Below are 254 nucleotides of genomic sequence, written 5' to 3'. Positions count from 1 at the left end.
TGCATATCCGCCGAATTTAAGCATATAATTAAGCGGAAGAAAAGAAAATAACAATGATTCCTTTAGTAACGGCGAGTGAACAAGGAAAAGCTCAAAAGGAAAATCCGCTTTGTGGTTAAAACCGCAGTGTGGAATTGTCTGGTTGGGATTTAGTCCTTTCTATGTTTTTGTTGGGTGCGAAATTAGTAGGAATACTATTCCTTAGAGGGTGAAAGGCCCGTAGTTCCTAACAATTATAGATGGACTGTTTCCTG

General features: G+C 39.0%; 1 rRNA gene. It reads left to right on the top strand.

The features are described from left to right. Nucleotides 1-254 (top strand): 23S ribosomal RNA (locus C1A38_RS32725); the annotation flags it as partial.

This window comes from Verrucosispora sp. ts21 (assembly GCF_002879555.1).
GTDB classification, from domain to species: Bacteria; Actinomycetota; Actinomycetes; order Mycobacteriales; family Micromonosporaceae; genus Micromonospora; species Micromonospora gifhornensis.
Note: the sequence above shows the minus strand (reverse complement) of the source record. Positions and strands in the feature narration are given on the sequence as shown.